Source organism: Pseudalkalibacillus sp. Hm43 (assembly GCF_054170705.1).
The window spans coordinates 1,771,454-1,793,580 of the sequence record NZ_CM135129.1; the positions used below are offsets into that span (position 1 = coordinate 1,771,454).

A 22,127-nucleotide genomic window follows, 5' to 3' on the forward strand; every position below is an offset into this window, starting at 1 on the left:
ATCATAGTACCTTTGATGTACCGGGTACTGTAAAAACCCTATATATTTAAGGTTTTTTTGAGTTCTTATACGAAAAAGCTCTGTTCTTAAGAATTATTGCCGAGACTTTCCTTGTCCTGCGGGTCACCGCACGCCCTGCGGAAAGCGAGCACATGAGGCGGAAATTGACGCCATCGAAAACAGCTTAAACAAAAAAATCCCCTCCACTAGGAGGGGAATTCTACATTAATCGATCAATCCTTTTTCCTTAAGGAAGTCGATTGCGACTTGTTTTGGATCTTCATTATCAATGTCGACTTTGGCATTCATTTGTGCCATCTCTTCGGATGAAATCTTTCCTTCCAATTCCTTCATCACCTTTTCCACATCCGGGAACTTGTCCAATGCTTCTTGGCGAATTACAGGTGCTGCAAAATATGGAGGGAAAAAGTTTTTGTCATCCTCCAACGTCTTCAGGTTGAACCGTGGGATACGCCCATCTGTTGAAAAGGCTGTGATAATATCCACTTCTCCGTCTTTTACCGCCTTATACATCAGGTTCGGATCGAGACTTTCCTTGCTTTTGAAATTAAAGTCATAAACTTTAGCGAACGGGTCATAACCATCTGCGCGTTCGTAAAATTCAGGAGGCGCACCGAAAATAAGCTGATCCGACTTCGGTGCCATTTCAGAAATCGTTTTGACCCCAAGTTCATTGTATGTTTCTTCTGTCATTGCAATTGCATAGTTATTTTCGAATCCAAGCGGTGGTAACCATACAATATCCTTTTCCTCTTTATAACCTTTTTTCGTTGCCTCATAGACCTCTTCAGGTGATTGATCCGGATTGTATTCTTTCTTCAATACAGCTAAGTATCCCGTACCGGAATACTCGACATACATATCGATGTCTCCGCCTTCCATCGCCTTCGTCAATACATCAACTTCACCAAGTGCTTCTTTCACTTGTACATCATAATCGGTATTACCTTTGATATATTCAGCGAGAATGTGAGGCAGGATGTATTGCTCGGTCCACTTTTTACCTGAGATGACGAGCGTGTCTCCACCAGCTCCTCCATTTCCACCGCATCCTGCAATGATTAGAATCAACATAAAAAACGGAATTAAAGTTTTCTTCAACATGAGATCCTCCTAGTCAGATTTTTTCAGTCCTTTTGGTGTGACGACTTTTTCGATACCTTTCAAGATCGCATCAAAGAAAATGGCCAATGCGGCTGCAGGCACTGCCCCTGCTAAAACCAGTTCGTTATTCAACGTACTCAAGCCACGATAAATGATATCTCCCAAACCACCTGCACCGATGAATGTCGCTAGTGTCGCGACACCGATCGTCAATACGGTTGCTGTTCGGATTCCAGCCATGATAACAGGCAGCGCGAGCGGTAGTTCAATTTTCCATAGTATTTGCGAGGAAGTCATCCCCATACCTTTCCCTGCTTGAATCAATGCATCATCAACACCGACGATTCCTGTATATGTATTCCGCAAAATCGGCAACAACGCATAGACCATCAACGCGATGATTGCAGGAGTGCTTCCAATCCCAAAGACTGGCAATAAGAATCCGAATAACGCTAAGCTCGGAATCGTTTGAAAAACGGCTGTAATACCGATGACGAATTCAGCGATTTTCTTCAATCTTGAAATGAAGATTCCAAGTGGAACAGAGATCAGGATCCCGATCAGTATCGAGACAAAAGATAAATAGAGATGTTCTTGCATGGCCGTGAAAATCGTTGGCCATCTTGAAATGAATGTATCAATGAATGTTGTCCATTCCAAAGGAGTCCCCCCTTCCTAAACGAGTTGTTTCATGCCAGCCAGCCCGCGCATCATACTTGAGCGGGTAATCAAGCCGACTAGACGCCCGTCTTCTACGACTGGGATCGTCTTTACTTCATGTTTTGCGAACATTTCTGCGATATCTGTATAGGACGTCTCCGTGGTCGCAAATTGCTTTACTTCATCCATGATGTCCTGAACTTTTTTCGACTCATCGCCATAATGATCTTCCAATACATCAAGCTCCACTACACCTTCCAGCTCACCTTTTTGATTCGTGACCATCAAGCTGTCGACTGTGTAGCTTTTCATGACTTTCAAAGCTTCAGCCAATCCACGGTTCCCTTTGACGGTTGCAACCTTTGAAAGCATCAATGAACGCGCTGTCTTGCCACCCATCTCCTTGTTCATCCGCTCTTCACCGATGAACTCTTCGACAAACTGATTCGCTGGGTGACGTAAAATTTGATCAGGTGTATCTAACTGGATGATCTGACCTTCGTGCATGATGGCGATCCGGTCGGCGATTTTCAACGCTTCATCCATATCATGCGTGACGAATACGATCGTCTTTTGGATGCTGTCCTGTAATGCCACGAGCTCATCCTGTAACTGCTCGCGGCTGATCGGGTCCAATGCACTGAACGGTTCATCCATCAGGACGACTGGCGGCTCTGCTGCTAATGCCCGGATGACCCCGATCCTTTGTTGTTGTCCACCACTCAATTCAGATGGATATCGTTTCTTGAATACATCTGGCTCAAGTCCGACCAGCTCCAACAGCTCGTCCACTCTTCGTATGTACTTGTCTTTTGACCATCCTTTCAATTTCGGTACGAGGGCGACGTTCTCTTCAATGGTCATATGCGGAAATAGACCGATCTGTTGTATGACATAACCGATGTTTCTTCTCAGTTCTACCGGATTTTGATCCTTTATATCTTTCCCATCAACTAAAATTTCTCCACTGCTTGGCTCCAATAATCGATTGATCATTTTCATCGTCGTCGTCTTCCCACAACCACTCGGACCGATCAACGTGACCAATTCTCCTTTATGTATGTGAAGGTTGATGTTCTTCAACGCTTGGAATCCATCAGGAAAGGTTTTGTTCACTTCCTTGAATTCAATCATTCTTCTAACCCCCTTTATCTGCTCCTTTTTTACCATCATTATAGAATACCCTCTGTACTATTTAATAAACACCCTCTTAGGAAATTCAAGCAACCTGCTCATCACATGTTTATTTATGGAAGCAACAGGGTAATTTTGTGTACAGATTAAATTGCCGAAAAGAAAGGTTGAGTCGTATGTTATCACGGTTTAAATGGAAGAAGACATCAAGAAAGCACAACAATCAGAAGGGATATATCAAAATCCTGCTTGCGACTTTCCTCGTCTTTTTCTTGATACTCCTCACAGGTGGGGTCACTGGTCTCGCGTTCATCCAAAGTGCTCCGAACCTGACGGAGGAACAATTGAAGAATGCACAGTCTTCAGCGATTTATGACATGAACGGAAATAAAGTAGCTGACCTGGCAGGTAGCGAACATCGGATTCTAGTAGACATCGATAACGTTCCAGAGCACGTTAAACAAGCTTTCCTAGCTGTTGAAGACGTTCGATTCAAGGAACACTTCGGGATTGATGTCAAACGGATTGCCGGCGCTGCACTTTCAAACATTAAAGAAGGATGGGGAGCTGAAGGTGGAAGCACCATTACACAACAAGTCGTAAAGAATACATATTTATCCCCGGAAAAAACGATTAAACGTAAGATCCAAGAAGCTTATCTTTCTATTAAAATGGAACGCAAGTATTCGAAGGACGAAATCCTCGAAATGTACTTGAACAAAATCTATTTTGGACATGGTGCTTATGGCATCGGTGCAGCAGCTGATGTTTATTTTGACAAGCATGTCGACGAGCTGACAGTTGCTGAAGCCGCTTTGCTGGCTGGTCTTCCACAAAGACCGAGTGGTTATGACCCTATGAAAAATCCTGATCAAGCTCTTGAGAGAAGAAACCTTGTCCTCTCTCTCATGGAGAAGCATGATTTTATAACGAAAGCAGAAGAGAAAGAAGCTACAGACACCAAGCTGGAAAAGATTTTGCACAAAAAATCTGATGAATCCATTTATCAGTCTTACATCGACTATGTGTTGGACGAATTGAAAGAAAAAGGAATCAAGGAAAGTGAACTTTACACTGGTGGCTTGAAAATTTACACAACCTTGGATCCTAAAGCGCAAACACATACGGAAAACATGCTTCGTAAAAATGATGTCATTCCGTATCCGAATGATCAGTTCAAAGCTGGTGTTGTCCTCTTGGATACGAAAACGGGGGCAATCCGAGCAATCGGTGGTAATCGGAAAAGTGCCGAGGAACAAATCAAACGTGGTTTCAACTTCGCTACGGACATTAAAAGGCAACCCGGATCGACGATCAAGCCGATTTTAGATTATGGACCGGCAATTGAATTTGAAAAATGGTCGACTTATCACCAGATTGAAGATGAAGAACTTGAAATTGACGGGAAAGAATTCCAGAACTGGGACGAGGAGTATCACGGAATGGTTTCCATGAGAGAAGCCCTTATCCAGTCTTATAACATTCCTGCAATCAAGACCTTCATGGAAATCGGTGGCGAACGGTCCGTCAAATTTGCAAACCAGCTTGGCATTCCGTTGAAACATGCTTTTCCAGCTTATGCAATCGGTGGTTTCGGAGATGGCGTTTCCCCGCTTCAAATGGCCGGTGCGTATGCTGCATTCGGAAATCAAGGAAACTATACCAAGCCATATGCATTGACGAAAATCGAATATCCGAGTGGAGAAACGAAGTCGTTTGAGACAAAACCGAAAAAAGTCATGAACCAATATACCGCCTACATGATCACGGATATGCTAAGAGATGTGGTCAAGCGTGGAACGGGTACACTTGCGCAAATCGATGGTCTCGATGTGGCAGGAAAAACAGGGACGACCAACCCGCCTGAAGGCATCGAAGACGGTTCGACAGATGCATGGTTTGTTGGATATACGACTCAATATACAGCTGCTGTTTGGACAGGTTATGAGCAAACTAGTGCTGAACAATTTGTAACCAATGAAGATTCCAAAATTTCAAAGCTTCTTTTCAAAGAAATCGTGGGACACGTATCCAAGGATGTCGAAACACCAGGATTTGAACAACCTTCTACTGTAAAAGAAGTGAAGATTGATAAGCGGAATGGACAAAAGGCATCCAGCTATACCCCATCGTCCAGTATCATTACTGAACTATTTGTAACAGGGACAGATATCCCGGATGCCTACAAACCTGTAATCAAGAAAAAACCTGAAAAGAACGACACGAAAGATAACGAAAAGCGTAAGAAAGAAGAGGAAGAAAAGAAAAAACGTGAAGAAGAGAAAAAGAGAAAGGAAGATGAAGAGAATTCCGGAGACGACGGCTCTGGTGACGATTCCAGCGGAGGCGACTCCGGTGGCGACGGTTCTGGAGATGGATCTGGCGGCGGTGACTCTGGTGGCGACGGTTCCGGTGGCGGTGACTCCGGTGGTGACGGATCTGGTGACGGTTCCGGTGGCGGTGACTCCGGCGGCGATGGCTCTGGAGATGGATCCGGCGGCGGTGACTCCGGTGGAGATGGCTCTGGAGATGGATCCGGTGGCGGTGACTCCGGTGGAGATGGCTCTGGAGATGGATCCGGTGGTGGTGACTCTGGCGGCGATGGCTCTGGAGACAGTTCCGGCGGCGGTGACTCCAGCGGCGACGGCTCTGGTGACAGCACTGAATCTGGAGATTCATCTAATTCAGACTCCAATAAGAAAAAGAAAGACAACTCATAAATCAGGCCTAAGTCTTGCCAATTCGGGCTTTCTTACAAATAAAAAGGACCAACGACTCTCATAAATAAAAGCGCCTCAAGGGGCGCTTTTTTCTATATTAAAGGAATTCTCACTGTAACAGTCGTCCCTTTGTTCGGCAAACTTTTATAATAGATGGACCCCTTCATATTTTTGATCAACTTATACGTAATCATCGTACCAAGTCCAGTTCCCTTCGTCTTGGTCGTATAGAAAGGGAGTCCGATTTTTTCGAGCTCTTCATTTGTCATACCTTTCCCATTGTCTTCAATGAGGAGGTCTATATGACCTGGGGTCGTGACTTTCTCTTTGATGACGATTTGACCACCGCCTTCAATTGCTTCAATCGCATTCTTTATCAAATTGATGAGACACTGCTTCAAGTGTTGTTCATCCGCTTTGACAAAATGATGTGCCTTCAATTTCGATTGGATGACGACATTATGATAAACCCCTAAAGGGGCAAGCAATGAAATCGTGTCTTCCACCACTCGTTTCAGATTGATTTCATTAAGAGTCAATTCATTCGGTTTTACCAAAGCCAGATAATCAGAAATGATCTTATTGCTCCGGTCCAGCTCATCTACCAAAAGAGGCGCATACTGCTTCAATTGCTTGTCTTTCGTATCGGTAGAAAGAAACTGGATCATCCCTCTGACTGTGGTCAGTGGATTCCTGATTTCATGTGCGATGGACGCAGCCATTTCCCCTAGTATGGACAGCTTTCCTAAATAAATGGTCTCTTCTAATTGCATGTTGATGCGAAGCAGACGATCAATCAAAGTGAGCATCAAGAAGAAAGTGATGACGAGTGGAACGAAATAAGCCACATAAAATTGCATACTCAGAAAGTCAATATAGATATTCAGAATCAAAATGTAAAATAGAAAGTACAGGAAAATCGCCAGGAAGCCTGGTTTCCACTTCTTATGTGCATCCTTGAACATTTTCGAATAACCGAGGCTGGTCAATAAAGCGACGATCGTAATCAAAACACCTACCCACGCAAATTCCCCACCTATACTCAATCTCGCCATGATGATGAAAAATGCACAGATTCCACCTGGAATGATGCCAGCGTACAAAGTGACGATCAGCAAGGGTACTGTCCTCAGGTCGAAAACCGTTGACCTCAACACCTCGATAGGATAAGCCATACATAATAAGGCAGCAATCGAGCTTAACACACCAAAGTATACTTTTTCCTTTAAAGTGATGGATCCCCTGTATGTAAAAGGGAACAGCATATTTGCGATAAAAGTGATTGAAACGATAATTGAAATGTTAACGAAAATCGGTTTGATGAGTTCTGCCATCTGTATCCCTCTGAATCTCTGACTTCCAATGTAAATGTAATATGTACCATTTGTCATTATAGCAGAACATGTTTAAACCTAATAGCTCAATAATGATGCATATTACAGCTTATATCCAAAGAAAAGCTGACACATAAGTGAAAACCCGCTCCAAAGATAATCTTTGACAAGAGGTTGTTCCATGTGCCAGCTCGGCTCTTATTTCAACGACTGTATAACGTTCTCTGCTGCTTTTTCTCCAGATACGATACAATCCGGCAAACCGATGCCGTCAAATGAGGCACCCGCCAAACGCACACCTGGATAATCACGATCAAGCAATGCTTTAACCTTTTCTTTATTCTCTTGGTGACCGACGAGATACTGAGGCATCGCCTTTTTCCATCGCGTCACATAGTAGAACTCAGGTGTGGCTTGTACATCCATGATGTCGGATAAGTCATCCAACACTTTTGATAAAATCGTGTCATCTGATTCATCCACGATGCTTTGATCATGCTCCCTACCGACATAACAGCGGAGCAATACATAACCCTCAGGCGTCGTGTGCGGCCACTTCTGATTGGTCCACGTACATGCTGTGATGGTATATGGTGACTTTTTCGAAACGACAAAACCTGTCCCATCTAATTCATTCGTAATGGCGGATTTCGGAAATGCCATCGCGATCGTGGCGACAGATGTCGCCGGAACCTCACCAATCAGCTCGCGTATTTCATCACTGAAGTATTGAGCTGCTCTACGACCTGGTGTCGTGACGATGATATGATCCCCTTCAATTGAAGCGTTGTCCTCGAGCTTGATCGAATAGCCTTCCCCTTCCTTTATAATGGAAGTGACGGAACTATTTTTGCGAATCTCAATTCGTTCATCGAGCTGCTGTTCAAGTTCAGACACGAGAGAAGACAGTCCCTGTTTCAATGTAAGGAAAACTCCTTTTGACGAGCCAGACTTCTTACTCGGTTTCCGAGTCCGCTTCATCCCAAGAATCAAACTGCGGTGTTTGCTTTCAATGGTCTCAAATTGAGGAAACGTCGATTGCAAGCTGATTCGGTCGATGTTGCCGGCATAGATTCCAGATAACAGTGGCTCGATCATGTTCTCGACGACTTCAGTGCCGAGTCTTCTCTTAAAGAATGCACCGACTGACTGATCGCCTTGCACATTGCTTTTTGGCAACACAAGATCCAAACTCGCCCTTGCCTTCCCTTTTAAAGAGAAAAGACTGCTTGATACAAAAGGACTCATCTTCGTCGGAATCCCCATCACAGCCCCTTCAGGCATCGGATGAAGCTTTTTACCATAAAGGATATAAGCTTGTCCCGTGTGATTGTTGACGAGATCGTGATCCAGTCCGACCCGCTTGATCAGATCCGTCATCGCATGTTTCCTCTCCAAGTAGGAATCCGGTCCCCGTTCGATGACGAACCCATCTCTATGGATCGTCTCGATCTTCCCGCCTAGACGTTCCGTTGCCTCCAGGAGGGTAACTTTCGCAGAGATGTTCTGTTTCTCGATTTCATTTTGTAAAGAAAAAGCGGCAGAAAGACCTGTGATCCCTCCGCCTATGACGACTATTTGTTTCATGTTTAATCCCGGCTTTCCAGCTTTTTCGAAACGACACGAGCCAGCGTTTCGATGAATTCAGGCTTGGCATTCGGCATTTCTGGTCGATAATAGTTGGCACCAAGCTGATCAGTGACCACTTTACATTCATAGTCATTGTCGTATAGAACTTCCAAGTGTTCTGTAACAAAGCCGACTGGACAATAGATGAAATTCTTGAAGCCTTCTTGCTCAAACAAGTCTTGCGTCAAGTCCTGAACATCTGGTCCGATCCAAGGTTCTGGAGTGTTCCCCGCACTTTGCCAACCAGTTGTGTAGTTGGAAGCTCCTGCTTCTTCTGCTATCAATTTCGCTGTCTCTTCTAGTTGATCCGGATATGGGTCTCCCATCGAGATGATTCGTTGCGGAAGACTATGTGCTGAGAAGATCACGACTGTACATTTATGGTCCTTTTCTGGTATTTCAGTATAGATCTGCTTGATTCTCTCTGCCCAGTAAGAAATGTAACCAGGCTCATCGTACCAGGAATCCACCGGTGTGATTTTTGGACCCCCTAGCTTTTCAGCTTCTTCCAATGCACGCCCGTTATACGACTTGACGGAGAAAGTTGAATAGTGAGGAGCCAGTACGATGCTGATCGCCTCTTCAATACCATCCTTATGCATTTCTTGGACTGCATCTTCGACATACGGGTCGATATGCTTTAATCCTAGATACGCTTTGAATTCGATATCATCATACATCTCGTTAAGCTTTTCTTCGAGTTTGTCTTTTTGATCGTTTGTGATTTTCGCAAGAGGAGAAACCCCTCCAATTGCTTCATACCTTTCAACTAGATCCCTTAAATCTTCTTGGGGTGGTTTTTTCCCTCTGCGGATATGAGTGTAATATGATTCGATTTCGTCTGGGTGTCTTGGCGTTCCGTATGCCATGACCAGCACCCCGATTTTCTTCTTTTTCAATTCATTCACCCCATCTCAATTGATTAAAAAATGTTACTTAGCTGTATATTCATGTACGAAAGCCGTTAAACGCTTCAACGTATCTGGATCCACTTCAGGGAATACACCATGACCGAGGTTGAATATGAACTTGGATGATTCTGTCCCTTGGTCTAGGATTTCCTTCGTACGTTCCTTTATTACATCCCATGGTGCGAGCAACAATGCGGGCTCAAGATTCCCCTGGACCGTTTTGTCGATGCCCCGAGCTCTCGCCTCACGGATCGGTAAGCGCCAGTCAAGTCCGACAACATCGAGCGGTAGGTCGTTCCAATCATTTGCAAGATGGCTTGCACCGACCCCATGCATGATCAGTGGAACATTCTCTTCTCTCAGCTCTGTAAAGATTCTCTCCATGACCGGTTTGATATATTTCTGGTAATCCGCCACATTCAAAGCGCCGACCCACGAGTCGAAAATCTGGAACGCCTGTGCACCCGCGTTAATTTGGGCTTTTGCATAACGGATGACCGTATCAGCCAACTTATCCATCAATTGGAACCATGCTTCAGGCTCAGAATACATGAACGCCTTCGTCTTGTAATAGTTCTTGGAAGGTCCACCTTCAATCATGTAGCTCGCAAGTGTAAATGGAGCCCCACTGAAGCTGATTAAAGGTACAGATAGCTGTTCGCGCAATAGTTTAATCGTATCGAGCACATAAGGAACATCCTGAACCGGATCGATCTCTCCAAGTCGATCCACATCCGCTCTTGATCGAATCGGATTGTCAATGACAGGTCCGATTCCTGATTTGATTTCCACATCCACTCCAATTGCCGGTAGCGGGGTCATGATATCTTTATAAAGGATGGCTGCATCTACATCGTATTGTTCGACAGGAAGTCGAGTTACATATGCACACAGCTCTGGTTGATGCGTAATTTCAAACAAAGAATTTTTTTCTTTGATTTTTCGATATTCCGGTTGAGAGCGCCCTGCTTGTCTCATGTACCAAGTCGGGACATGTGTGACTTCTTCTCCTCTACACGCTCTTAAAAATTGATCATTGAATTGTTTCGTCATGACTACTCACCTTTCATGTTAATACCTTGACGTCGTTTCGTCCGTTGCATAGTCGAATTATCATCATTGTAAAAGAAAATAAAAACATTGTCATTTTATAACCATTATAACTATACTTGTAATGCTGAAATATGTATACAGCCACAAGGAATCTGTCATAATTTAGTCGTAAATTTGGCCTACGGTTTCAACAGGACCTATGTAGGGTATTTTGTTAAAACGATTACCATCTATAGGGAATTTTGACATCTACATAGAAGTAAATTCGTAGTTCCCGATTTTTCGTCTATACTATTACAGAACTGTATCAACAACTAAATCATACAAAAACCCTTTCCTATGTTCGAAAGGTTGAAGGTGGGGATTCCGACAATGAGTTCATTACGCAAGGAGAGAAGAAATATGCATAAGAAAGAGAAAGGCGGACCTAAATGGTATAAATTCGCCTCGATCTTCTTCATCGGATACGGCATCATGTATCTAGTGATTTTCATCAAAAAACTCTTCTTTTCTTCATTGACCATTGAAGATATTTCGAGACTTTATCTATATGACCTGGAAGCTTCTTTCATATTCAGTATTATTGCCGGTACGATCATTTTCATGTTCGTCTATACAAAATTACAGTTACGTCATAAGCAGAGGATCTTGTTCGACCAGCTGCCGAATCTTTTCATGCTCAGGATGATTCTTTATATCTGCCTTTATTTCTTGATCATATTGATATTATTGGGTCTATACATGATTTTCACGACCCTCTTCATCCAACGGACTGGCGGCTCACTGAACCTATCGTATTCCGTCTATTATTGGGCAGTGGTCTTCTTATTCGTCGACCGGCTTGCGAGTTTCTTCCTGATCGATAAGGTAAGAACGAAGCAATTGATTCTCTTGCCGTTCCTTATTTTTTATTTAGGGGTTCTCATCGGCTTCAAATTCCAAACGACCTACCAATTGGTGTTTCAATTCATGGGCAACGGTTTGGTGATGCTGATGTTCGGACTCTTACTCGTCGAACGGTACCGGATCTATCGCAATCAAAATAATGCTCCATCGGCTCCAATGGAAGAAAACATTCCAGAAGATAACGATCGAAGAGAAGATGAAAGAACATTTGAAGATTAGAAAAAGAGGGTGCCCATTGTGATTGGGCACCCTCTTCTATGCTTATACTTCCTTATTCATTTCCTTTTGTTCTTCTACTGCTTCTTTTTCAACCTTGAATTGCTGGACCAATTCGATCAATGCATTACTTGCTGTATTCAAGGCTTCTGCTGAGTCACCGACCGTTTCCAGTGCCCTTTGTTGCTCATCTGTCGAAGCACTCACTTCTTCAGAAGAAGCTGCTGCTTGCTGAGCGACCGCTGAAATGTTCTGGATCGATTCCATGACCGCTTCTTTATGCGAATTGAGGTTTGTAACGTCGTCTCCGATAGACGAAATCGACGTAATCATCGTATTCAAGGATTCAGCTAACAGCTTGAACGCTTCCTCTGTACCTTGGACGACTTCGCTTTGTTCAGCTGAAATGACTTTTGTATGATTCATTTCTATGCCGACACGCTTCGATTCGTCTTCAATCCCTTTCAGGATGGTTTTGACACGTTCAGTCGCCACTGCAGATTGTTCTGCCAATTTACGTACCTCAGTCGCAACGACAGCGAATCCTTTTCCACTTTCACCTGCACGTGCAGCTTCAATGCCTGCATTCAAGGCTAACAAATTCGTTTTCTCTGAAATCTCCGTAATCGTTGTAATGACTTCTTCTACTTCTTTAATCTTGTCATTCAAGCCCTGGATGACAAACTCTACGGACTCGAGCACCTGGTTGGATTCCTGGTTTTTCGTACGTAGTGTTGTAATTTGATCCATTCCTCGTTGGTTCGCGTCGTTCGCACCATCTGAAAGTGCCAACATGGATTTCGTCTGTTCACTGATTCGCTCAATGTCCTCAGACAAATTGATCGCACGTACATGTGTCGTCTCAACGTCGGATGCTTGCTGGGATGACCCTTTTGCGATATCTGTTACCGCCCGGGAAACTTCTTCACTAGAAGCAATCGTCTCCTCTGCAACCGCGCTCAGGTTTTCAGCCGATTCCGTTACCTGGTATGAAGAGTTTTTAACACTATGCAGTAAGGAACGCATCTTATCGACCATTGAATTGAAGTGGATCGTCAAGTCTCCGATTTCGTCCTTACTGTTTGTCACAGCATTCACAGTCAGATCACCTGATGCGACCTGGTTCAATTGATCACGTAGCTCTTTGACAGGTCTTGTGATGCTTCGTGCGAAGAAATAGCTGATTCCGATTGAAACCAATACGATGATCAACGCAATGATGAGAATGACATCTCGGATGTTTCCAGCTTCTTGCGTAAGAGCAGTGTTCGGTGTTGATGTCCCAACTTTCCAACCTGTAAGATCGATCGTATCGAAATTGACGAATCTATCATCCTTTTGATCCTCAACTGCATTGACTTTGGATGCGTACATTTCTTCTACATACGCATTCTTTTCGATCGCTTTTTCCCCTTTTAATGTCGGGTGGACCATCGCTAATCCGGATTTATCGAATAAGAACGGATAGCCGTCATATTTGACTTCTGTATTGGTAACGACATTTGCCAGGTTTTGAAGACTCATATCCATCGCAACGACACCAAGCACTTTGTCGGTACCAGGATCCACGACAGTCTTTGCGGTCGTCAAAACATATTCTCCTGTAGCCGCATCTTCATATGGATCCGTCCATATCACAGCCGATGGGTCTTCAGTAGCTGACTGATACCACGGTCTGGATGTTGGATCGTAATCTCCCGGCAACTCCAAGAATGGCGTAATCTTCATTTTCTTGTTCGGACTAGCTAAGTAAAGGTACGCAACGTTTTCGTTCAGATCTAAATATTGCGCGAAATCCCGATCGACGATTTTCCAGTCGCCGTCTTCCGTATCGGCACCGCTTTGGGAGGATTTCAAGGATTCAATGATCCTTTCATCCTGACTGTAACGCACCATTGTTTGTTCAATACCTTCAAGGTACATGCTGATCTGGCTCGACATCTGGTCGACTTTCGCCTCTGTCTGGGCTTTCACATTCGATTCCATCGTATCTTTAACCCGGTCGTATGTAAGGAAAGCAACCGAGAATAGGGAAACGAACAGAATGAGTCCCATGACAAGCATCAGCTTGGTTTGTAGCTTTTTAAACATATCCCTAACCCCCTGTGTAAATAAAAAACCCTCTGTCCATTTTCATATCGACTTCCCTATGAAAATGTTTACATTGCAACCTTAGGTCGAAAATCCTATTTATTGAAAATTTCTGAATGCTTGAACGGTACCAGGTACCATTTCGGATCCCTTGCCTATCAAGAGGTTTGAAATGGTACCTGGTACGCATAAAATATTCCACAAAAAAAAGACCCGAATCACTTTAAAGGGTTCTGATACCTGTCACAAAACCGTAATTTACTTTAGAAATTGCATATGGAAATGCATAGATAATTTCACTGTATTTCATATCGTATAAGATAAAAAATAAGCCGAACTTTCAATCCATTACGGATCGATGTGCGGCTATTATTCTATTCCAGTTCTTTAAACTAAAGCGCTCGATAATTAATGAAGAATGACTAATTCATAAATCTAACGGACATTGAGGACCTTATTTCTATAAATTATTCATTTTCACTAAACTTAACGGACATATGATACCTTATTTGGTTCAAAATCATCCAATACAATATACTTTTTAAAAAATAGCGCATCTGATGTCCGTTTGCACACCGAAATTAGCGTTTTTGTCACAAATAACGGATCTGATGTCCGTTAAACCCTATCTCCCACCTTCAACAATCCTGCTTCCGCATTCTAACAAAAACAACTAATAGTAAAATGCAGGTCAATTTGCAAACATACAGGGGATTCTGTAAGCTTACAAATTCGTATGCAAATGTTCAAACAATTTAACGTTCTATTTGAGCAATAATCCTTACAAAAATAGTGCCTCAAATTGCTATGCAATTAGGGCACATTTTAGTCAACATATTTATTGTTTGTGATAGATAACCGAACCGGTTAGAATCACTTCGGATCTTTTTTAGAACAAGGAGGAAGAGATAACATTCGATGGCTCTCCATCCTGTTCTGTCAGCGGATTGAAAGGGACGACATAGAAATCCGGGAATGTGAACAGCTTCGGTGAAACGACCGTGTAGCTCCCTTTCCCTACGACTGTATCGATCTTTTCAGCTCCATCATCAGTACGAATATAAATCTTGTACATGAGACGATCATCGTCAGAAGGTGTCCAGGAGAGACGAATGCCAGGTACTCCGAACCGATTGAACGCATATTGTGCGCTCAAATCATCGATTTCGATCAGTTCAATCGGAGGCTCAAGATCTTTGACCCCTTTTGGCTTGGTAAACGATAAATTCTCCTGCCCTGGTATTTGATTGATGATGTCTTTGAACATGAGCGTCGCATCTGAGCTGGTGCCTGCCATGTACTGCCCTTTCGTCGTTCGATCATAACCGATCCAGACAGCACCGACAGCTTTAGGTGTATAACCTGCGAACCATAAGTCTTTGTTTCCTTCTACATCATCCATCGTGGTGGTCCCCGTTTTACCGGCAAGTGCTGTGTTGACAGAACCTCTGCGGCCAGTCCCATCATTTACAACCGACTCGAGCATTCGTGTCATGAACCACGCATTTTGCTTAGAGAACACTTTCTTCTCCTCTACCTTCGCTTTACCGACCAACTTACCATCCCGGTCATACACTTCTTGTACGAAGTAAGGCGTCACCATTTCACCCTCGTTGGCAAAAGCGGAAAACGCACGTGTAATTTCCAATGGGGAGACGCCGTTATCCAATCCACCTAATGCGATTCCCAATTGCCTCTCTTCTACATCCATTCCAAGCTCTTGAACGTAAGACAATGACTTGGACAACCCGATTTCGTTCAACAGCCAAACAGCAGGTGCATTGAGAGAATCCTCGATCGCTTCATACATGGAAACGGTCCCTTTGTACTGACCATCATAGTTTTCAGGTGTGTATCCGTTATATTTCAACCGCTCATCCTTAAGAATCGAGTAAGGCTCCCATTTGCCGGCTTCCATAGCTGGCCCATAAACCGCAATCGGCTTGAAGGTCGATCCTGGCTGACGCTTCGCGTTCACCCGGTTGAAACCTTGACGCACATAATCACGGCCCCCTTGGACGGCCATGACACCACCTGTATCTGAATCCATCAATACGAACGCGCCTTGCGGAGACGTTTCAGGATTCGATCCTCTGAAATACTTATCGTTTTGTATCGCTTGAAAGGAGGCTTCTTGGGCTTCCGGACTCATCGGCACAACGATCTTGTATCCCCCTTGGAGAACCTCCATCGTCGACAGTGCATATTTTCCCTTCATCTCTTCTAACACCATGTCAATGTAAGTCAGGTAGGACGGATCTTTTTCCAATCGCTTGATATCCAGCGCAACAGTCTTCCCTTGTGCACGGACCGCTTCTTCCGGAGAGATGTAATCGAGCCGCTCCATCAATGAAAGAACTGTATTTCGTCGTTTCTTGCTCTCTTCAATGTTCTGAATCGGTGAATAACGTCCCGGTGCTTTCGGCAACCCGGCGAGTAACGCACCTTCTTCAACGGTCAGCTCACTTACATCCTTATTAAAATAGAGCTTAGACGCAGCCTGAATGCCATATGCACCGTGGCCGAAATAGATTTGGTTCAGGTACATTTCGATGATTTCTTTTTTCGTATACTTCCGCTCCAGATTGATGGCGATGGTCGCTTCCTTCGTCTTTCTCAACAAGGTTTTTTCATTCGTCAAGAAGATGTTCTTAGCAAGCTGCTGGGTGATGGTGCTCCCACCTTCCACTTTACTTCCTGAGCGAATATCCTTGTACAAAGCACGGATGATCGCTTGAAGATCGATCCCAGGGTGACTGTAGAATCGGCGGTCTTCAACGGCTACGAAGGCTTGTTGGACATGTTTTGGAATTTCCTCAATGTCGACCAGTTCCCGATTTTGAGCATAGAGCTTCGTTATTGTATTCCCATCTTCGTCTACGAGCGTTGAGGCCGAGCTCATGACGAGATCTTTTTCATCAATGACATAATTTCCTGCGAACACAATCGCTATGAATACGAGCAATGAACAGAGAATGACCCCTACTGCCCAAAGCGATATGCGCGTTGCTTTTTTCCACACAACGCATCAACTCCTTCTAGAAGTACAAATGCTTTTTCCACTTTACCCAATATTTACGTCCATTACCACCTTTTCGTTTCGTTTAGTATGACACTTTGAAGGGTAAATCATGAATAAATCTCTTTTTGTCCATATTAGTGAAAAGGTAAAGTAAAAAGTCTGGTGATTTGTAATAGGATTCATAAGCGAAAATTCACGACACTCCTGCGGGAACTGTGAACCTACAAGGAGTAATCCCAGCTAAAATGAAGAAAGGACGATGTCAAATGAACTATCATATCGCCTATGGAACGGAAGATTTTTTAGAATCACTATTGGAAAAATACCAAAATGAAGAGGGCAACTTCTATTTGCTTGACGGGCCGGAAGAATCCATCTTGATACATAGAACAACAGGTGAAAGTCTATTTGAATCCGGTCATTCCTATGAAGCAATTGAAGAGTCTGGAGGGTTTGACGGAGCGAACTTCGTCGTCTTCAACAACATCCCCGTCTCATCCGAAGGTCGTCCAGTCTTCGAGGATCGATTCAAGCAACGCGCAGGGCTCGTGGAGAATGAACCAGGTTGCGCAGGAATCATCATCTTGAGACCGAAAGACACCGACACGTACATCGTTTCGAGCATGTGGCACGAGGAAAAAGACTTTGAAGCGTGGAAAGAATCCTCATCGTATGAAAAAGCCCACAAAGGCAGAGGGACAAGCGAAGGTCTGCCTCAAACCATTTTTACCGGAAAGCCATATATCAAGTCCTTCCATGTCCAACAAAAAGTTGAAAAATAAACGGAAGAAACTTGGCATGATACGGCCAGGTTTTTTCGTGTGCTTCCAGAGGCCAGTATGAAAGGAGAATCTACCTTGAACATCAATCGCGTTGATCTTATTATCAATCCAAATGCGGGAAATGGGCGACTTCATCAACAATTGGATAACATCGTGGCAGAGCTTGAGGAGCATTTTCCTGAGGTGAACGTAAACGAGACACATGAACCCGGTGACGCATCGGAATATGTGAATGAACTGGGAGGAAAATCAGATTTCATCATCGGCGCTGGAGGCGATGGGACGATTTATGAACTCATCAATGCACTTGCCCCCCTTTCTGATCGACCTGCATTCGGCATCATCCCTGGGGGCACATGCAACGATTTCTCAAGAGCGTTGGGCATCTCTCAAAATCCGTTAGAAGCAACGAAACAAATTTGTGAAAAGAACTTTAGAGCGATTGATGTCGGTAAATGCAGCAATCAATACTTCCTGAACTTTTGGGGCATCGGGTTGATTACCGAAGCTTCAACAAATATCAATCCGAAAATGAAGGAGAGTTTCGGCCGGTTATCGTACTATTTAAGCGCAATCCAATCGATCAGTGAAGATCGTTCATTCACATTGAAATTGGAGTCCGATGAATGCGCTTACGAAGGGGATGCCGCGATGGTCCTCATAGGTAATGGTCCATTCACCGGTGGCGTCCGAGCGTTTTTCCCTCAATCCAATATTGAGGATGGCAAGCTTGAAGTGCTCATTATCGAGTCCAACCGGTTTCAAACGTTCTGGGATATGCTCAGGTCCAAGGTGATGAATGATGTTCCGAACAGTGAAGACATCTTATATTTCCAATCGAAAGAGATCAAGATTGAAGCAAGTCCGAAACAAACGATTGATTGCGATGGCGAGCGCGATTACGAGACACCTTCGACAATCACCGTCCTCCCTGGCCATATCCAAATGGCGGTCGGGAACTATCCAAACAATCCGTAAAGAGTAGATTGAAGGGGGTTCGAATGAATCAACAGACCCAAGTTCGTAAATTCGATAAACAGGCGAAAAAATATGAACGTCTTCAAACGAAGGATCCGACTTCACGATACCGAAAGAGGATCATTCCAGAGGCTTCAGGAAAGGTTTTGGAAGTCGCTGTCGGAACAGGGTTGAACTTCCCTTACTACAATGAGGTAGAGGAAGTCATCGGCATTGACTTCAGTTCTAAAATGTTGGACTCTGCCCGAAAGGTGACACACCTACACTCTTTTCCAATCCAACTCCAGCAAGCAGATGTGGAAGAAGTGAATTTTGAAGAGAACCAGTTCGATACGATTGTTTCCACTTTGTCATTTTGTTCCTATGAAAATCCTGTTACGCTTTTGAACCGTTTCAACCGTTGGTGCAAACCGGGTGGTCAAATACTGATGATGGAGCATGGCAAGTGCACCAACCGGGTACTGGCCTGGGGACAGAAACAACTGGATCCACTCGCCTACAAAATGATCGGCTGTCATCAGGACCGTGAAATCTCCCGGTTCGTAGTAGAATCGGACCTAGAAGTCCATAAATTTGAACGGGCGTTGGCAGGCTTCCTCTACTTCATATGGGCAAAACCGAACAAATAAAAAAGACAGCCATCAATCGGCTGTCTTTCTTCATGTGATTAGTCCACCATGCGGACGAGCATGTGGGCTAACATATGTTGTTGTTCATCGTTCCCCGCACTCCATAGTTCCTTAAGAAGCTTTTCCTCTCGGTTTCGCGGTTCTTCATTCTCCGCCAGATAATCGGCCACTTTTTCAGCCGCTTTCGCCAATTGTTCTTCCGACATGCCCATCTTTTCACCTAAACGAACACGCTTTCCGAGATACTCTTTGAACACATCAAAGTTTTGTAAAATCTGATCACGTTCTTCTTCTGGAATTCGGTCTACAGTGGATTTCACTTCTTCTTCATGTAGTCTGTCGTTCTTATCTACCATGTGATTCCGTTCAGACATTTGAGGTCACTCCCTGTTTCAATAATTTTTTGGATTCTTCGATAAATACTGGGATATCATCCGGCTGTCGGCTTGTGACAAGGTTGCCGCCACATACGACGACAGGCTCATCAAATACGTTCGCACCCGCTAGCTTCAGATCCATTTGAATAGATTTGAATCCAGTGATATTTCGACCTTTCAGTACATCTGCTGTGATGAGGATCTGCGGTCCGTGACAGATGGCGAACACCGGCTTCTCTCGATAAACAATCTTTTTCGCAAATTCAACGATTCGGTCATCCGCTCTTAAAATGTCAGGAGAAAATCCTCCAGGTATGAAGAGTGCATCAAAATCGTCGGGGTCTACTTGATTGATCGTCTGATCGACTTGAACCGAAGCATCCCCTTGTTTACCTGTGATTTCTTTTTTATCTGTGCTGATGATGGTGAGTTCATGTCCATCTTCTTTAAATGCTTTTGCTGAATCCGTGTACTCTACATCCTCAAACATATCGGTCATTAATACTGCAATTTTCATTACTTAGCATTCACAACCTTTCTATAAATTCTTTGACTAGACTGCTTTTTCTATTCCCGATATGGCTTTGTTTAAACCTAGGCATGATGAAACCTTCGTGTCAGAAGTCTCGTGAAATTCATGAACAGGAAGTTTAATTATGGATGCCAGAGGGTACATTAAACACGTGAATGAAGTATGAAATTTCATTGGAAAGGATGATTGACTAATGGATAAAGATCTCCAAGAACTAATTGATGGACTAAATGAAGACCTTGCTAACGAATATGCTGCAGTCATCATGTACACATACAATGCTGCAGTCGTTTCGGGGATGTATCGCTCGGTCTTGAAGCCTTTCTTTGAAGGTGAAATTACAGATGAATCAGGTCACGCGATGTACTTATCTGAAAAAATCAGTACACTCGGAGGTACGCCTACGACGACACCTGCAGAAGTCAAACAATTGACGGATGTCCGCGCAATGCTAGAAGAGGCGAAGAAAGCAGAAGAAGATACAATTGAGCGCTACGAAACGCGTAAGAAACAAGCAGCTGCTCTGAATATGACTGAACTTGTTGTCAAACTGGAAGACTTCATCGCAGATGAAACACACCATATGGAAGAAATGAGCCGATTATTGAAGGACCCACGCCTTTCATAAACTCCATAAAAGACTGAAGGACATTGCCCCGTGCAATGTCTTTTTTCATGTTGTAAGAGAACTGTAGTTACTTGAAACATTTCATTCATGCATAACGGAGGTGAACATGCTATACTGTCAAAAAGACTGACTTTTCAAACTTTTAATCCACGTGAGGAGGAGCAATATGAAAGACTTTTATGAGCTCATAGACCAGCATTATGATGAAATGGTTGAAATCCGTCGTTATCTCCACCAATATCCTGAATTGTCGTTTGAAGAAGTGAAAACATCCGTATACATAGCAGAATATTACGAGAAGTTGGGAATTCCTTATCGTGCCAATGTCGGCGGTAACGGTGTCGTTGCCACAATCAAAGGAAAAAAACCCGGTAAAACGATTGCGCTCAGAGCCGACTTTGATGCTTTGCCAATCCATGAACAAGCGGATGTCCCCTTCCGATCCAAAAATGACGGAGTGATGCATGCATGTGGTCATGATGGTCATACCGCTACTCTACTCGTCCTCGGAAAAGTTCTGAATCAGCTGAAAGATGAGCTGGAAGGAAACGTGGTTCTCATCCATCAGCATGCTGAAGAACTCGTGCCTGGCGGAGCGATTTCCATGATCGAAGATGGTTGCCTGGACGGAGTCGATTATATTTATGGCGTCCATTTATGGGCAACTGATGATGTCGGGCATGTCTACTATAGAGAAGGTCCCTTCATGGCAGCGGCTGACCAATTCAATATCAAGATCGTTGGACGAGGTGGACACGGTGCGCAACCTCACTTGACGAAGGACTCTATCATGACGGCTTCCCAGCTCGTGGTCGCCTTGCAACAGATTGTGAGCCGTAACGTCGATCCATTGGAATCTGCAGTCGTCTCAGTCGGATCATTTGTAGCGAACAATGCTTTCAATGTCATCGCTGACACAGCTGAGCTGAAGGGAACCGTTCGTACGTTCAAGGAGGCTGTACGCGGAAAAGTCGAGTCTCGAATAGAGGAAGTCATCAAAGGGATTTGTGACGCTTGTGGAACAGATTATGAATTTACGTATACAAGAGGCTATCCGCCACTCGTCAATCACAAAGAAGAAACAGAGCATTTGAAGAATGTCGCTTCACAGCTGCCGGGCGTCCTATCCGTCAGTGAAAAAGCTGCACAGATGGGCGGAGAGGATTTCGGCTACTATCTCCAGCACGTACCTGGAAGCTTCGCATTCGTAGGAGCCAAAGATCCGAATGCCGATGACGTGGCACCTCACCATCATCCTAAGTTCATGATTGATGAACGTTCACTTCCGATTGCTGCTAAATTGCTCGGAGAGGCAACGTTGTCTCACTTGAACTACAAGGCAGAAAAGAAAGTCGAAACCAAATAAAAGAAAAAAAGAGGTTGATCCGCTCAAAAGGCAG

18 protein-coding genes are annotated in these 22,127 nt (G+C 44.0%); 7 read left to right on the plus strand and 11 right to left on the minus strand.

The genetic code is table 11. The features are described 5' to 3' along the window. Positions 1 to 225 precede the first annotated feature (225 nt). The 3 genes from ACXQIQ_RS09405 to ACXQIQ_RS09415 form a co-directional block, all read right to left on the minus strand. A complete protein-coding gene (locus ACXQIQ_RS09405; RefSeq protein ID WP_439299022.1) occupies positions 226 to 1,125 on the minus strand; it encodes a glycine betaine ABC transporter substrate-binding protein in 900 nt (299 codons plus the stop codon). 9 nt (positions 1,126 to 1,134) lie between these two features. Next, positions 1,135 to 1,725 carry an ABC transporter permease gene (locus ACXQIQ_RS09410; RefSeq protein ID WP_439301905.1) on the minus strand — a complete coding sequence of 197 codons (591 nt, stop codon included), beginning with the start codon at positions 1,723 to 1,725 and terminating at the stop codon, positions 1,135 to 1,137. A 75-nt stretch (positions 1,726 to 1,800) separates the two neighbouring features. Continuing rightward, the gene (locus ACXQIQ_RS09415; RefSeq protein ID WP_439299021.1) at positions 1,801 to 2,919 is read right to left on the minus strand and encodes an ABC transporter ATP-binding protein; all 1,119 of its coding nucleotides are present in this window, start codon (positions 2,917 to 2,919) and stop codon (positions 1,801 to 1,803) included. Positions 2,920 to 3,095: 176 nt separating this feature from the next. On the opposite strand from ACXQIQ_RS09415, the gene ACXQIQ_RS09420 reads away from it, so the two are divergent. Continuing rightward, the gene (locus ACXQIQ_RS09420; RefSeq protein WP_439299020.1) at positions 3,096 to 5,639 is read left to right on the plus strand and encodes a transglycosylase domain-containing protein; all 2,544 of its coding nucleotides are present in this window, start codon (positions 3,096 to 3,098) and stop codon (positions 5,637 to 5,639) included. A gap of 92 nt (positions 5,640 to 5,731) precedes the next feature. On the opposite strand, the gene ACXQIQ_RS09425 is transcribed toward ACXQIQ_RS09420, so the two are convergent. The 4 genes from ACXQIQ_RS09425 to hemE all read right to left on the minus strand — a co-directional run bounded on the left by ACXQIQ_RS09425 (position 5,732) and on the right by hemE (position 10,566). Beyond that, positions 5,732 to 6,973, minus strand: a complete 1,242-nt coding sequence (locus ACXQIQ_RS09425) for an ATP-binding protein (protein ID WP_439299019.1) — start codon at positions 6,971 to 6,973, stop codon at positions 5,732 to 5,734. 198 nt (positions 6,974 to 7,171) lie between these two features. Continuing rightward, positions 7,172 to 8,560, minus strand: a complete 1,389-nt coding sequence (gene hemY / locus ACXQIQ_RS09430; protein ID WP_439299018.1) for a protoporphyrinogen oxidase — start codon at positions 8,558 to 8,560, stop codon at positions 7,172 to 7,174. Positions 8,561 to 8,562: 2 nt separating this feature from the next. Continuing rightward, on the minus strand, positions 8,563 to 9,501 hold the full coding sequence (gene hemH / locus ACXQIQ_RS09435) for a ferrochelatase (protein ID WP_439299017.1): 939 nt from the start codon (positions 9,499 to 9,501) through the stop codon (positions 8,563 to 8,565). Positions 9,502 to 9,534: 33 nt separating this feature from the next. After that, positions 9,535 to 10,566 (minus strand): uroporphyrinogen decarboxylase, encoded by a 1,032-nt coding sequence (hemE, locus tag ACXQIQ_RS09440; RefSeq protein WP_439299016.1) that lies wholly within the window; start codon positions 10,564 to 10,566, stop codon positions 9,535 to 9,537. A gap of 402 nt (positions 10,567 to 10,968) precedes the next feature. Here hemE and ACXQIQ_RS09445 point away from each other — a divergent pair, with 402 nt between their 5' ends. Continuing rightward, a complete protein-coding gene (locus ACXQIQ_RS09445) occupies positions 10,969 to 11,691 on the plus strand; it encodes a hypothetical protein (protein WP_439299015.1) in 723 nt (240 codons plus the stop codon). Between the two features lie 42 nt (positions 11,692 to 11,733). Here ACXQIQ_RS09445 and ACXQIQ_RS09450 read toward each other — a convergent pair whose 3' ends face one another. Next, complete coding sequence (locus ACXQIQ_RS09450) at positions 11,734 to 13,779, minus strand: methyl-accepting chemotaxis protein (protein WP_439299014.1); 2,046 nt, start codon at positions 13,777 to 13,779, stop codon at positions 11,734 to 11,736. A gap of 889 nt (positions 13,780 to 14,668) precedes the next feature. Then, positions 14,669 to 16,801, minus strand: a complete 2,133-nt coding sequence (locus ACXQIQ_RS09455) for a transglycosylase domain-containing protein (RefSeq protein WP_439299013.1) — start codon at positions 16,799 to 16,801, stop codon at positions 14,669 to 14,671. Positions 16,802 to 17,067: 266 nt separating this feature from the next. Here ACXQIQ_RS09455 and ACXQIQ_RS09460 point away from each other — a divergent pair, with 266 nt between their 5' ends. The 3 genes from ACXQIQ_RS09460 (at position 17,068) to ACXQIQ_RS09470 (ending at position 19,190) form a co-directional block, all read left to right on the plus strand. After that, on the plus strand, positions 17,068 to 17,583 hold the full coding sequence (locus ACXQIQ_RS09460; RefSeq protein WP_439299012.1) for an antibiotic biosynthesis monooxygenase family protein: 516 nt from the start codon (positions 17,068 to 17,070) through the stop codon (positions 17,581 to 17,583). A 75-nt stretch (positions 17,584 to 17,658) separates the two neighbouring features. Continuing rightward, complete coding sequence (locus tag ACXQIQ_RS09465) at positions 17,659 to 18,561, plus strand: diacylglycerol/lipid kinase family protein (RefSeq protein WP_439299011.1); 903 nt, start codon at positions 17,659 to 17,661, stop codon at positions 18,559 to 18,561. Positions 18,562 to 18,584: 23 nt separating this feature from the next. Further along, entirely contained in the window at positions 18,585 to 19,190 is a 606-nt protein-coding gene (locus ACXQIQ_RS09470) for a class I SAM-dependent methyltransferase (RefSeq protein WP_439299010.1), read from the plus strand. Positions 19,191 to 19,228: 38 nt separating this feature from the next. On the opposite strand, the gene ACXQIQ_RS09475 is transcribed toward ACXQIQ_RS09470, so the two are convergent. Next, a complete protein-coding gene (locus tag ACXQIQ_RS09475) occupies positions 19,229 to 19,564 on the minus strand; it encodes a DUF3243 domain-containing protein (RefSeq protein ID WP_439299009.1) in 336 nt (111 codons plus the stop codon). Then, positions 19,557 to 20,084, minus strand: coding sequence for a type 1 glutamine amidotransferase domain-containing protein (locus ACXQIQ_RS09480; protein ID WP_439299008.1), 528 nt, complete (start codon positions 20,082 to 20,084; stop codon positions 19,557 to 19,559). Before ACXQIQ_RS09480 ends, ACXQIQ_RS09475 begins: the two co-directional genes overlap by 8 nt. 208 nt (positions 20,085 to 20,292) lie before the next feature. Here ACXQIQ_RS09480 and ACXQIQ_RS09485 point away from each other — a divergent pair, with 208 nt between their 5' ends. Together ACXQIQ_RS09485 and ACXQIQ_RS09490 are read left to right on the plus strand one after the other, a co-directional pair. Continuing rightward, positions 20,293 to 20,727, plus strand: coding sequence for a ferritin-like domain-containing protein (locus ACXQIQ_RS09485; protein WP_439299007.1), 435 nt, complete (start codon positions 20,293 to 20,295; stop codon positions 20,725 to 20,727). A 166-nt stretch (positions 20,728 to 20,893) separates the two neighbouring features. After that, entirely contained in the window at positions 20,894 to 22,093 is a 1,200-nt protein-coding gene (locus ACXQIQ_RS09490; protein ID WP_439299006.1) for a M20 family metallopeptidase, read from the plus strand. Positions 22,094 to 22,127: the final 34 nt, after the last annotated feature.

Bases quoted from the DNA above. Each gene is read 5' to 3' on its own strand.
- ACXQIQ_RS09405 (WP_439299022.1), bottom strand. From the start codon at position 1,125: ATGTTGAAGAAAACTTTAATTCCGTTTTTTATGTTGATTCTAATCATT.
- ACXQIQ_RS09445 (WP_439299015.1), top strand. From the start codon at position 10,969: ATGCATAAGAAAGAGAAAGGCGGACCTAAATGGTATAAATTCGCCTCG.
- ACXQIQ_RS09490 (WP_439299006.1), top strand. From the start codon at position 20,894: ATGAAAGACTTTTATGAGCTCATAGACCAGCATTATGATGAAATGGTT.
- hemY (WP_439299018.1), bottom strand. From the start codon at position 8,560: ATGAAACAAATAGTCGTCATAGGCGGAGGGATCACAGGTCTTTCTGCC.
- ACXQIQ_RS09420 (WP_439299020.1), top strand. From the start codon at position 3,096: ATGTTATCACGGTTTAAATGGAAGAAGACATCAAGAAAGCACAACAAT.
- ACXQIQ_RS09460 (WP_439299012.1), top strand. From the start codon at position 17,068: ATGAACTATCATATCGCCTATGGAACGGAAGATTTTTTAGAATCACTA.
- ACXQIQ_RS09425 (WP_439299019.1), bottom strand. From the start codon at position 6,973: ATGGCAGAACTCATCAAACCGATTTTCGTTAACATTTCAATTATCGTT.
- ACXQIQ_RS09450 (WP_439299014.1), bottom strand. From the start codon at position 13,779: ATGTTTAAAAAGCTACAAACCAAGCTGATGCTTGTCATGGGACTCATT.
- ACXQIQ_RS09410 (WP_439301905.1), bottom strand. From the start codon at position 1,725: ATGCAAGAACATCTCTATTTATCTTTTGTCTCGATACTGATCGGGATC.
- hemE (WP_439299016.1), bottom strand. From the start codon at position 10,566: ATGACGAAACAATTCAATGATCAATTTTTAAGAGCGTGTAGAGGAGAA.
- ACXQIQ_RS09415 (WP_439299021.1), bottom strand. From the start codon at position 2,919: ATGATTGAATTCAAGGAAGTGAACAAAACCTTTCCTGATGGATTCCAA.
- ACXQIQ_RS09480 (WP_439299008.1), bottom strand. From the start codon at position 20,084: ATGAAAATTGCAGTATTAATGACCGATATGTTTGAGGATGTAGAGTAC.
- ACXQIQ_RS09475 (WP_439299009.1), bottom strand. From the start codon at position 19,564: ATGTCTGAACGGAATCACATGGTAGATAAGAACGACAGACTACATGAA.
- ACXQIQ_RS09470 (WP_439299010.1), top strand. From the start codon at position 18,585: ATGAATCAACAGACCCAAGTTCGTAAATTCGATAAACAGGCGAAAAAA.
- ACXQIQ_RS09485 (WP_439299007.1), top strand. From the start codon at position 20,293: ATGGATAAAGATCTCCAAGAACTAATTGATGGACTAAATGAAGACCTT.